We start from the raw sequence: 11,692 nt of genomic DNA on the forward strand, positions 1-11,692 counted from the left end.
CGCGCGCTGCGCCCGAACCCCGCCGGAAGCAGAGCCTCAATCACCTTTCGCAGCGATCCCGCGACGCGGGAGAAGCGATAGGAAGAGGACCGCGGCTTCACTTGACTGCCCGCGGCTCCGGCTTAATGGGAGCAGAGGCAGCAAAGCGGTTGTGCCTGTTGAATGCGGAGGGTGACGTGGAAACTCGCGGAGTGATGTCCTGGCTCGCAACGGCGGCTGGCATTGCCGGCAAGCTCATGGTCGTGGCTCTGTTCTGGTGGGACGCGATTTTTCTGCTGATCCCCGGGTTTTCCGGCACCGCCGGTTTCATCGCGCAACGCGGGCTGCCGTTTCCGGAATTGCTGGCCGTGGCCGCCATCGTGATGCTGCTGGTTCTTCCCGCCATGGTCTTCTTCCGGAAGACGGAGGCGGTCGGGTTTCTCGGGCTGTCGTTTTTCTGTCTGCTCACCGCAGCTGTCTTTCATCAATACTGGAACCTGGATGGCGGGGACCGCGTCATGGAGCAGATCCAATTCATGAAGAACCTTGCCCTCGCTGGCGCCTTGCTGATGCTCTTCGGACACGGCCTGAAGCGCGCAGCCTGACGGCGCATTATCCTTTCACCGGCTGAACTGCGGCCGGGCGTAGCCCTGCAAATAGAGGAGCGCGGTCAGGTCGCCGTGGTTGATGCGGATCAGCGAGCCCTCCTGCACGTTTGGTTTGGCGTGGAGCGCCACGCCCATGCCGGCCTCCGCCAGCATGGCAAGATCATTGGCGCCGTCGCCGACCGCGATGGCATCGGCGGTTTCCAGCCCCAGCCTTGCTGCGATCGACCGCAGCGCCTCGAGTTTGGCCTGCTGACCCAGGATCGGCCGCGCCACCTCGCCAGTGAGGCGCCCGCCCGCGGCGAGCAGCTGGTTGGCCCGCTGCTCGTCAAAACCCAGATGTGCCGCGATGGGCATGGTGAACTGCGTGAACCCGCCCGAGACGAGCGCGGCTCGGGCGCCATGCGCCTTCATGGTGGCAATCAGCGCGCGCCCGCCCGGCATATAGCTGATGCGCTCGCGGATGATCCTGGCGATCACCGCTTCATCAAGCCCTTTCAAAAGCCGCACGCGGGCGTCGAGTGCTGCCTCGAAATCCAGTTCGCCCCGCATGGCGCGCCGCGTGATCTCTTTGATCTCGGCCCCCGCGCCAGCCTCCTCGCCTAGCTCGTCGATGCATTCCTGCTCGATCATGGTCGAGTCCATGTCGGCGATCAGCAGCCGCTTGCGCCGGTTGTGGCTGGAGACCACCGCGGCATCGACCGGGAAGTCCCTGACGGCCACCAGGAATTCGGGTAGCCGCGGGAAATCCGGAACCTCGCAAGCCTCGCCTGCCGCCAGCCAATGCGGCGCCCCACCCCCGAGATCGTTCAGCAGGCCCAGAAGCGGCGCGTTGATTGCGCCGGAGCCGGGGGCTGCTATGAGGACGAGAACGGAATCCATGATGGCTCTATCGCAAAAACGCGTGCTGCTTATTGCAGGGCCGACCGCCAGCGGCAAGTCCGCGCTGGCGCTGAGGCTGGCGCGCGGGCGCAACGGCGTGATCATCAATGCCGATGCGCTGCAGGTCTATGATGCCTTGCGCATCCTCTCGGCGCGGCCCGCGACAGATGAAGAGGCGCTGGCGCCGCACCGGCTCTACGGCCATGTGCCTGCCAGGGAGGCGCATTCGGTGGCGGCCTGGCTGGAAGACGCCCGGCGCGAGATCGGCGCCGCCTGGGAGGCAGGCCGCCTGCCGGTGGTGACCGGTGGCACCGGGCTCTATTTCCGGGCGCTGGAGCGGGGGCTTGCGCCGGTGCCGCCAATCCCGGCGGACATCCGGTCGGCGTGGCGTGAATTTGAAGGCGATCTTCATGGCGAGTTGGGCCGGCGTGACCCGGCAATGGCCGAAAGGCTGCAGCCGGGCGACCGCCAGCGGCTGGTCCGCGCGCTGGAGGTGATCGACGCGACCGGACGCTCGCTCGGTGACTGGCAGCGGCAGGGCGAGGCCGAGGCGCCGCTGGCCGGGGCCGCGGTTGAACGCATATTCCTCGACCCGCCGCGCGCCGAACTCCACGCCCGGGCCGCAGCCCGGTTCCGGGCCATGGTGGAGCAGGGTGCCCTCGAAGAGGCAGAGGCGGTGAAGGACCTCGATCCGGCCCTGCCGGTGATGAAGGCCATCGGGCTCCGCGAGCTGAACGCCCATCTCCGGGGCGAGATCAGCCTGGCCGACGCCATCGCCCGGGCCGAAACCGCCACCCGCCGCTACATCAAGCGCCAGCTCACCTGGTGGCGGGGCCAGATGGCGCATTGGCGGGAGTGAGCCGCCGCACAGGCCCTTGCGTTCCGCCGCGCCGGCGGCTATAGCCCGCGCCGTCAACTGCAACTCACACGTGGGGGCAGGGTCTGGCGCACGCGGCTTCGGCCGCCTCATAGCGCGAGATCCATCCGGTGCCGGAGCGATCCGGTCACTTTCCCCGCGGCGGATCAACCGGAAAAGGACAGGATTACATGGCTCTGCCAGATTTCACCATGCGTCAGCTGCTTGAAGCGGGCGTTCACTTCGGCCACCAGACACATCGCTGGAACCCGAAGATGCGGAACTACATCTATGGTAGCCGCAACGGCATTCACATCATCGACCTGTCGCAGACGGTGCCGCTGTTGCACCAGGCGCTGGTGACGGTGCGCGACACGGTGGCCAAGGGTGGCCGCGTGCTGTTCGTGGGCACCAAGCGTTCCGCCTCCGAGCAGGTGGCCGAGTCCGCCAAGCGCTCGGCGCAGTATTACGTGAATTCCCGCTGGCTCGGCGGCACGCTGACCAACTGGAAGACGATCTCCAACTCGATCAAGACGCTGCGCCAGGTCGACGAGACGCTGGGCAAGGAGAATTCCGGCCTCACCAAGCGCGAACTGCTCGAACTCACCCGCAGCAAGGAAAAGCTCGACAAGGCGCTGGGCGGCATCAAGGACATGGGCGGCACGCCCGACCTGGTGTTCGTGATCGACACCAACAAGGAGCAGATCGCCATCAAGGAGGCGAACCGCCTCGGCATTCCGGTGATCGCGGTGATCGACACCAATTCCGATCCCGCCGGCGTCTCCTTCCCGATCCCCGGCAATGACGACGCCGGGCGGGCGGTTGCTCTCTATTGCGATCTGGTGAGCCGCGCCTGCATCGAGGGCATCTCTCTGGCCCAGTCGGGTTCGGGCGTCGATATCGGCGCCGCCGAGACTCCGGTTGCCGAGGAAGTGCCCGCCGCCTGAGACGGCCCCCGACCCTGATTTCAACAAGAGGTGGAACATGGCCGAGATTACGGCTGCGATGGTGAAAGACCTGCGCGAAAAGACCGGCGTGGGCATGATGGACTGCAAGGCGGCGCTGGCCGCCACCAGTGGCGACATGGAGGCGGCGGTCGACTGGCTGCGCGCCAAGGGCCTGGCCAAGGCCGCCAAGAAATCGACCCGGGTGGCGGCAGAAGGGCTGGTGGCCGTGGCTGTCGAGGGCACGACGGGGGCGGTCGTCGAGGTCAACTCGGAAACCGACTTCGTGGCCCGCAACGAGAAGTTCCAGGCCATGGTGACGGCGATCTCGAAGCTCGCCCTCCAGGCCCAGGGCGACACCGAGAAGCTCAAAACCATGCATGTGCCGGGCTCGCCCCATGCGGTGGCTGAGTATGTGGCCGAAATGGTTGCGGCCATCGGCGAGAACATGACGGTGCGCCGGACCGCGGCGCTCACCGTGAAGGACGGGGTCATCGCCTCCTATGTCCACAACCAGATCGTGCCCGGCGCGGGCAAGATCGGCGTGCTGGTGGCGCTCGAGTCGGCCGGCAACAAGGCGGCGCTGAATGAGTTCGGCCGGCTGCTGGCCATGCATGTGGCGGCCACCAATCCGGTGGCGCTGACGCTCGACCAGGTGCCGAAGGACGTGCTGGCCCGCGAGACCGCCATTCTCGAGGAAAAGAACGCCGGCAAGCCCGCCAATGTGATGGAGAAGATCGTGGCCTCCGGCCTCAAGACCTTCGCCAAGGAAAACTGCCTGCTCGAGCAGGCCTATGTCCATGACGGCGCCAAGAGCGTGACCCAGGCGATCGCCGAGGCCGCCAAGGCGGCGGGTGGGGATGTCAAGCTCACCGGTTTCGTGCGCATGCAGCTGGGCGAGGGCATCGAGAAGAAGGAAGACGACTTCGCGGCCGAGGTGGCCAAGATGTCGTCCGCCCCGTAACGGGTCTCTGCCACGAGATATCACGCCAGGGGCCCCCGCCGGGGCCCTTTGCACATCCGCTGGGCCTCCTGTGACGAATCGCTCCGGCCGGCCTAAGCTCGACACAATTGGCGGGTAGCTGTTCGGAAGGTCATGAAATACAAGCGCATTCTTCTTAAGCTTTCGGGCGAGGTGCTGATGGGCGAGCAGCCCTATGGCATCGATCTCGACACGGTGGGGCGGCTGGCCGACGAGGTGCTGGCCTGCGCCGCGACCGGCACCCAGGTTGCGCTGGTGATCGGCGGCGGCAACATCTTCCGCGGCCTCGCCGGCGCCGCCAAAGGCATGGACCGGGTGGCCGCCGACCACATGGGCATCATGGCGACCGTCATGAACGCGCTGGCCATGCAGGGCGTGCTGATCCGCAAGGGCATGGACGCGCGGGTGCTGTCCGCCATCGCCATGCCGACGGTGTGCGAAACCTATTCGCGCGCCAAGGGCATCCACCACCTGGAGGCCGGACGGGTGATCATCTGCGCGGCGGGCACCGGGTTGCCGTTCTTCACCACCGACACGGGCGCGGCGCTGCGCGCCGCCGAGCTCTCCTGCGATGCGCTGTTCAAGGGCACCAGCGTCGACGGGGTCTATTCCGCCGACCCCAAGACCGATCCTTCGGCGCACCGCTATGACCACATCACCTTCAAAGAGATTCTCGCCAGGGACCTGCGCATCATGGACCCCGCGGCGATCGCCCTTGCGCGCGACAACGGGATTCCGGTAGTTGTCTTCTCGATCCGCAAACCCGGCGCCGTGGTCAACGCGGTCAATGGCGCCGGCGTGTTCACCACCGTGACCAAGGACTGACGCCATGGCCCAGCCCCAGCCTTTCAATGCCCAGGACATCAAGCGCCGCATGCACGGCGCGGTCGAGGCGCTCAAGCATGATTTTGGCGGTCTGCGCACCGGCCGCGCCTCATCGAGCCTGCTCGAACCCATCCATGTCGATGCCTATGGCGCCAACATGCCGCTCGCCCAGGTGGGGTCGATCTCGGTGCCGGAGCCGCGCCTGCTGCAGATCAACGTCTGGGACCGCGGGCTGGTGGTTGCCGTCGAAAAGGCGATTCGCGCCTCCAACCTCGGCCTCAACCCGCAGACCGAAGGCCAGGTGATCAGGCTGCGCATGCCCGACCTCACCCAGGAGCGGCGCAAGGAACTGGTCAAGGTGGCGCATCAATATGCCGAGAAGGCCCGGGTGGCGGCGCGCAACGTGCGCCGCGACGGCATGGACCATCTGAAGCAGCTCGAGAAGGCCCACCTCATCAGCGAGGACGAGCACAAGAAGAAGGCCGACGACGTCCAGAAGATGACCGACGACACGATCAAGGAAATCGACCAGACCCTCAAGACCAAAGAACAAGAGATCATGCAGGTCTGAGGTGGGGGCGATTTCCATGTCGGCGGGCGGAGGCATGAAGGACATGCCCGGCCATGTGGCCATCATCATGGATGGCAACGGGCGCTGGGCTTCGCTTCGCGGCCAGCCGCGCTCGGCTGGCCACCGCCAGGGCGTCGAAGCCCTGCGCCGCACGGTAAGGGCGGCGTCCGGCATGGGCATCGGCGTGCTGACGCTTTATTCCTTCAGCACCGAGAACTGGTCACGGCCCGCGGCGGAAGTCCGATTTCTTCTCGAATTGCTGCGCCGCTATATCCGCACCGATGTGGCCGACCTGCACCGGGCCAATGTGCGGATCATGGTGATCGGCGACCGGGAGGGTCTTGAACCGTCGCTGCGCGGCATGTTCGAGGAGGCGGAAGCGCTGACCCGTGAGAACACCGCGCTCAAGCTGGTGATCGCCTTCAATTACGGCGGCCGCCAGGAGATCACCCGCGCCGTGCGGGCGCTGGCCCACAAGGTGGCGGCCGGCAAGATCGCGCCCGACGACATTACCCCGGCGGTGATCGGCAACCATCTCGATACCGGCGGCCTGCCGGAGCCCGACCTGCTGATCCGCACGGGCGGCGAGCAGCGCCTCTCGAACTATCTGTTGTGGCAGTGTGCCTATACCGAATTTGTGTTTATTCCGGATTATTGGCCGGATTTCGACGCCGACCGGCTGCATCAGGCGGTTGAGACTTATCGTCTGCGGGACCGGCGTTTCGGCGGGCTTACGGCCCAGACCGCATAATGGCCGAAGCCTCGCAGACCGAGCAGAAATGGGGCGATCTCGGCGTCCGGACCCTGTCCGCCGCGGTGCTCATCCCCGCCGTGCTCGCGGATGTCTGGGCCGGCGGCATCTGGTTCCACCTGTTCGTGGCGCTGATCGGCGTGCTGATGGCCCAGGAATGGGTGCGGATCGTTCATGACGACGACCCGCTGCAATTCGCGCTGCATGCGGCGGGCGCCATGTGCGGCGCGCTGCTGCCGCTGGTCATCGGACTGGAAGGCGCGCTGCTGACGATTGCGGTGATCGCGGCCCTGTCAGCCGGGCTGGCGCTGTGGCGGGCCCGCGGCGGGCCGGCCTGGCGGTTTCTGGGGGTGGCCTATGTGTCGCTGCCGCCGATCGCCCTGGTCATGCTGCGCGAGGACCCGAACTTCGGGATCGCCGCCATCCTGCTGGTTATGCTCATGGTCTGGGCGGCGGACACCTTCGCCTATTTCGCCGGGCGGATCATCGGCGGGCCGAAGCTCGCGCCGCGCATCAGCCCCAAAAAAACCTGGGCCGGCCTCGCCGGCGCCATGGCCGGCAGCGCCCTCGCGGCGCTCGGCGTGGGGCTCGCGCTGGGCCTGAGGGGGCTTCTGGGCCTGGTGGCCTTCGCGGCCGTGATGGCGGTCGTCGAACAGGCCGGCGATCTGTTCAAATCGGCCATGAAACGCCATTACGGGGTGAAGGATTCGGGAAAGCTCATACCGGGGCATGGCGGCGTCATCGACCGGGTCGACGGCCTCGTGGCGGTTGCCACCGCGGCGGCGATTATCGGCGGTGTGCGTTACGGCGTCGGCAACGCCGGAGCGGGCCTGCTGTTCTGGTGACCGGTCTGCCGCCGAAATCTTGCCGTATTAATCTCATCCTGTGGTGTTAAAGACGGAGGGTCGCGAATGACCTGGGTTTGGGTCCCCGCAGGGGACGGGGGAATTGTTTGATGGATATTCTGAACCTGCTGCACCTGCCGCTCAGCACGCTGGTGTTTTACGCCATTCCGTTTCTGATCGCGCTCACCGTCATCGTGTTCATCCATGAACTCGGCCACTATCTGGTGGCCCGCTGGTGCGGCGTCGATGTCGAATCCTTCTCGATCGGTTTCGGCCGCGAGATCGCCGGCTGGTATGACAAGAACGGCACCCGCTGGAAGATCGCCTGGATTCCGCTCGGTGGCTACGTCAAATTCAAAGGCGACGCCAATGCCGCCAGCCTGCCCAGCGGCGCGGCTGTCGAGCAGGCCAAGCTCGATCCCGGAAATTTCCATGGCAAGCCGGTGTGGCAGCGCGCGGCCGTGGTGGCGGCGGGGCCGAGTGCCAATTTCCTGCTGGCCATCGTGATCTTCACGGCGTTGTTCATGACCGTGGGCGCGCCGGTGATGGAACCGCGCGTCGACGAGGTGCTGCCCGGCAGCGCCGCGGAAAGGGCCGGCATCCGCAAGGGTGACATCATCGTGGAGATCGACGGCAAGGAGATCGAGGATTTCAGCCAGTTGCAGCAGGCGGTGATCACCCGGGCGGGCGAGGAGCTTACCGTGGTCATCAACCGCAACGGCGAGCGGCTCAGCCTGCCGATTGTGCCCGATCTCAAGGAGGAGCCGGACAATTTCGGCGGCAAGATGCGCATCGGGCTGCTCGGCGTGCGCAACAATCCGGGCGGGCCTGTCCAATATGAACAGATGGGTCCGGTTCAGGCTTTCGAACGCGGCATGGAGCGGACCTGGTTCATCGTTTCATCGACCCTGGGCTATGTCGGCAAGCTGTTTTCCGGACGCGAGAGCGCCGATCAACTCGGCGGCCCCATTTCGATCGCCAAGGCGGCGGGCGATGCGGCCTCGCTGGGCGTGTTCCAGTTTGTCACGGTGCTCGCATTTTTGTCGGTCAGTATAGGGCTGATTAACCTTTTCCCAATCCCTATGCTGGATGGTGGGCATCTGGTCTACTACGCGATCGAGGCGGTGCGTGGGCGGCCGCTGGACGAAGCCGCCCAGGAGTGGGGGTTCCGGATCGGGTTCTCGGTGGTCATCATGCTGATGCTGGTCGGTACCTGGAATGACCGGGTTCGGGTTGCATCGGTGTGGATGGGCGGTTGATCTTGCCCGTGGAAGTTGTGTTTGCAATGGATGGTAAGGTAGGTAAAACCGTTGCCATCAGAGGGATTCGACGCGGGCGCGATGTCTGCGGAAACGGCGGTTGGATGCGTTACCGGTTTGTACTTGTTGCTGTTCTGGCCCTGATCATGAGTTTGATGGGCCCGCTCTCCGGGCCAGGATGGGGGCCATCGCTGGCTCACGCTCAGATAGTGTCCTCGATTTCCGTTGAAGGCAATCAGCGGGTTGAGAACGATACAATCCTCGCCTACATCCCATTTTCCGCCGGAACCGATGTCAGCGCCGACGAGATCGACGCGGCAGTCAAGGCGCTTTTCCAAACCGGTCTGTTCTCGGACGTCCAGATCACCCGCCGCGGCAGCACGCTGGTGGTGCGGGTCGAGGAAAACCCGATGGTCAACCGGGTGAATTTCGAGGGCAACAAAGCGGTCAAGGACGCTGACCTGGCGAAGGAAGTGGAACTGCGCGAACGCATGATGTTCACCCGCGCCAAGGTGCTGAGCGACGTCAACCGGATCATCGCCGTCTACCGCCGGTCAGGCTACTATTCGGTCTCGGTGTCGCCCAAGATCATCAAGCTGCCACAGAACCGCGTCGACCTTGTTTTCGAAATCAACGAGGGCGAGGAGACGAAGGTCCGGAGTATCGAGTTCGTGGGCAATAACGCTTTCAGCGCCTACACGCTGAAGGGCGTGGTGGGAACCCAGCAGTATGCATGGTGGCGGTTTTTCAACCGCAACGACACTTACGATCCGGACCGCCTCGAATACGACAAGGAACTGCTCCGCCGCTTCTACCTGAAGAATGGTTTCGCCGACGTGCGGATTGTTTCGGCGGACGCCGTGCTGCTGCCGGACGCATCCGGTTTCACCATCACCTATACCATCGAGGAAGGTCCCCGGTACAAGATCGCGGATGTCGCCGTGAATGTGGGCGACGCCAACCTCGACACCCCGCCGCTGATCAAAGAGGTCAAGACCGGCGTCGGAGACTATTTCGACGCCACCAAGGTGGACAAGAGCGTTGAGAGGCTAACGCTGGAAGCGTCGCGGCAAGGCTTCGTGTTCGCCCGGGTCAATCCCGATATACAGCGCAATGAAGGCGATACGCTCAATATCACCTACAACATCGTCGAGGGCCCGCGCACCTACATCGAGCGTATCGATATCGTGGGCAACAGCCGGACCGAAGACCAGGTGATCCGCCGCGAGCTGCGGCTCTACGAGGGCGACGCGTTCAACCGGGTGATGATCGAGCGGGCGCGGCGGCGGCTGACGGCGCTGGATTTCTTCTCGACGGTGAATTTCCGGGATGAGCCGGGCTCGGCGCCTGACCGCGTGGTGCTGACCGTCGAGGTCCAGGAGAAATCGACGGGTTCGGTCAACTTCACGATCGGCTATTCGACAAGCGAATATGTCGTCGGGTCGATCGCGCTCAACGAGCGCAATTTCCTCGGCAAAGGGTACAACGTCAACCTCAGCACCACCGCGAGCTGGTTCCGGCAGAACGTAACGTTCAGCTTTACCAACCCCTACTTCATGGGATTGCCGGTTTCGGCCGGCTTCGACGTGTTCGCCACCAACGCCGACAACCAGGCCGAGTCCAACTACAACAGCCAGCAGATCGGTTTCGCGCTGCGGTCGGGTTTCCGCCTGGACGATAACAGCGGCATAAACTTCCGCTACGGCCTGATCTGGCGCGACGTGGACGGCATCAGCAAGTCAAGCGCTGCTCCGGCGGTGATCCAGTCGCAGGGCAAGTCGCTCAAGTCCTTCGTCGACGGCACCTACACCTGGGACAATCTCGACAACCCGTTGCGGCCGACCAACGGTTTCCGCGGCCAGGTGGTCGGCGAGATCGCCGGGCTTGGCGGCGACGTTCACTACGGCAGCATCGAGGTGCATGGCTGGTACTTCCTCCCGATCTATGAGGAAGCTGTCGTCCTGAAGCTGGAAGGCAACGCCGGCCAGCAGTGGCCCTTCGCCGGCGACGACGTGCCGCTGCAGGACCGCTTCTTCAAGGGCGGCGACACGTTCCGCGGCTTCGAACCCTCGGGCGTCGGCCCCATGCAGCGCGGCAATGACGGCCATACCGATTCGATTGGCGGCACGACCTATGCGATCGGCACCGTCGAGGTGACCTTCCCGATCGGGCTCCCAGAGGAATGGGGCATTGGCGGCGCGGTCTTCAGTGATTTCGGCACGGTGTTCGGATCGGAGACCGACACCGAGGCGGTTGGCACCGGTGATTGCATCTTCGGAGCAACCACGGACTGCGAGGTCTTCGACACCGCGGCCTTCCGCGCCTCGGTTGGCGCCGGCATCCTCTGGCAGTCGCCGTTTGGCCCGTTGCGGTTTGAGTTGGCCTATCCGCTGGTCAAGGCTGATTATGATAAGACCGAGTACTTCCGCTTCTCGGTCGGCACGGTGTTCTAGGCCGGCGCATGAGCGAGCAGGCGGCAGTGGCGCAGCTGAAGACCGCGGATATCGCGCGGATCATGAAGCTTCTGCCGCACCGCTATCCTTTTCTGCTGATTGACCGCATGTATGACCTGAACGGCGAGGACAGCGGCGTCGCCGTCAAGAATGTGACCATCAACGAGCCGTTCTTCCAGGGGCATTTCCCGGGGCGGTCGGTCATGCCCGGCGTGCTGCTCATCGAAGCGATGGCGCAGGCCGCCGGCGCCCTGGTGTTGAACCACCTGGGCGACGAGCATGCGGGGAAACTCGTATTCTTCATGTCAATCGACAAGGCGCGGTTCCGCAAGCCCGTGGTGCCCGGAGATACGGTGCATTTCCACGTCAAGCTCGCCAACAAGCGGCCGCCGGTCTGGAAATACTGGGCCGAGGCTCACGTGGAAGGCAAGAAAGTCGCCGAGGCGGAGATCGGCGCGATGCTCATGAACGAGCGCGGCGGTTAGGCTGCTTTCCGCTTTTACTGAACCGGCCTGTATTTTTTCCGCCGTCATGCCGGCGCAGGCTGGCATTCAGCTTCCTGGTGTCAAAGCTGGACCCCGGCCTTCGCCGGGGTGACGCCTAGAGCGGAATCCCATCAGTCTGCATCATATCCTGCTGCGGCGAAGTAGTTTCGGCATTCCTGAGGCTTGAAGACTGGCAGCATGTCACCAATGGCGGTCCAGAGGCCTTCGACGGTGCGCTGTGCCGCCTTGCGCAAT

General features: G+C 64.7%; 11 protein-coding genes and 2 pseudogenes. 11 read left to right on the forward strand and 2 right to left on the reverse strand.

Annotated features, from left to right (window positions below; all coding sequences use genetic code 11):
• Window positions 1–101 precede the first annotated feature (101 nt).
• Window positions 102–584, forward strand: coding sequence for a DoxX family protein (locus ACKOED_RS03790; protein ID WP_408915244.1), 483 nt, complete (start codon window positions 102–104; stop codon window positions 582–584).
• 15 nt (window positions 585–599) lie between these two features.
• Here ACKOED_RS03790 and serB read toward each other — a convergent pair whose 3' ends face one another.
• Window positions 600–1,466 carry a phosphoserine phosphatase SerB gene (gene serB / locus ACKOED_RS03795; protein ID WP_408915245.1) on the reverse strand — a complete coding sequence of 289 codons (867 nt, stop codon included), beginning with the start codon at window positions 1,464–1,466 and terminating at the stop codon, window positions 600–602.
• A gap of 22 nt (window positions 1,467–1,488) precedes the next feature.
• On the opposite strand from serB, the gene miaA reads away from it, so the two are divergent.
• From miaA to fabZ, 10 genes and pseudogenes are all read left to right on the forward strand, one after another.
• Complete coding sequence (miaA, locus tag ACKOED_RS03800) at window positions 1,489–2,325, forward strand: tRNA (adenosine(37)-N6)-dimethylallyltransferase MiaA (protein WP_408915246.1); 837 nt, start codon at window positions 1,489–1,491, stop codon at window positions 2,323–2,325.
• Between the two features lie 188 nt (window positions 2,326–2,513).
• A pseudogene (rpsB, locus tag ACKOED_RS03805) lies at window positions 2,514–3,263 on the forward strand (30S ribosomal protein S2); the annotation flags it as partial.
• Window positions 3,264–3,306: 43 nt separating this feature from the next.
• Window positions 3,307–4,230, forward strand: coding sequence for a translation elongation factor Ts (gene tsf / locus ACKOED_RS03810; RefSeq protein ID WP_408915247.1), 924 nt, complete (start codon window positions 3,307–3,309; stop codon window positions 4,228–4,230).
• Window positions 4,231–4,362: 132 nt separating this feature from the next.
• Complete coding sequence (gene pyrH, locus ACKOED_RS03815) at window positions 4,363–5,073, forward strand: UMP kinase (RefSeq protein WP_408915248.1); 711 nt, start codon at window positions 4,363–4,365, stop codon at window positions 5,071–5,073.
• Window positions 5,074–5,077: 4 nt separating this feature from the next.
• Complete coding sequence (gene frr, locus ACKOED_RS03820; RefSeq protein WP_408915249.1) at window positions 5,078–5,644, forward strand: ribosome recycling factor; 567 nt, start codon at window positions 5,078–5,080, stop codon at window positions 5,642–5,644.
• Between the two features lie 16 nt (window positions 5,645–5,660).
• Window positions 5,661–6,395 (forward strand): isoprenyl transferase, encoded by a 735-nt coding sequence (locus tag ACKOED_RS03825; RefSeq protein WP_408915250.1) that lies wholly within the window; start codon window positions 5,661–5,663, stop codon window positions 6,393–6,395.
• On the forward strand, window positions 6,395–7,240 hold the full coding sequence (locus ACKOED_RS03830; RefSeq protein ID WP_408915251.1) for a phosphatidate cytidylyltransferase: 846 nt from the start codon (window positions 6,395–6,397) through the stop codon (window positions 7,238–7,240). Before ACKOED_RS03825 ends, ACKOED_RS03830 begins: the two co-directional genes overlap by 1 nt.
• Before the next feature lie 110 nt (window positions 7,241–7,350).
• The gene (gene rseP / locus ACKOED_RS03835) at window positions 7,351–8,499 is read left to right on the forward strand and encodes an RIP metalloprotease RseP (RefSeq protein ID WP_408915252.1); all 1,149 of its coding nucleotides are present in this window, start codon (window positions 7,351–7,353) and stop codon (window positions 8,497–8,499) included.
• A 209-nt stretch (window positions 8,500–8,708) separates the two neighbouring features.
• Window positions 8,709–10,952 (forward strand): outer membrane protein assembly factor BamA, encoded by a 2,244-nt coding sequence (gene bamA / locus ACKOED_RS03840; protein ID WP_408915253.1) that lies wholly within the window; start codon window positions 8,709–8,711, stop codon window positions 10,950–10,952.
• Window positions 10,953–10,960: 8 nt separating this feature from the next.
• On the forward strand, window positions 10,961–11,437 hold the full coding sequence (gene fabZ, locus ACKOED_RS03845; protein WP_408915254.1) for a 3-hydroxyacyl-ACP dehydratase FabZ: 477 nt from the start codon (window positions 10,961–10,963) through the stop codon (window positions 11,435–11,437).
• Window positions 11,438–11,568: 131 nt separating this feature from the next.
• Here the strand turns inward: fabZ and ACKOED_RS03850 are convergent.
• A pseudogene (locus ACKOED_RS03850) lies at window positions 11,569–11,692 on the reverse strand (IS630 family transposase); the annotation flags it as partial.

This window comes from Aestuariivirga sp. (assembly GCF_046093005.1).
In the GTDB taxonomy this organism is placed as follows: Bacteria; Pseudomonadota; Alphaproteobacteria; order Rhizobiales; family Aestuariivirgaceae; genus Aestuariivirga.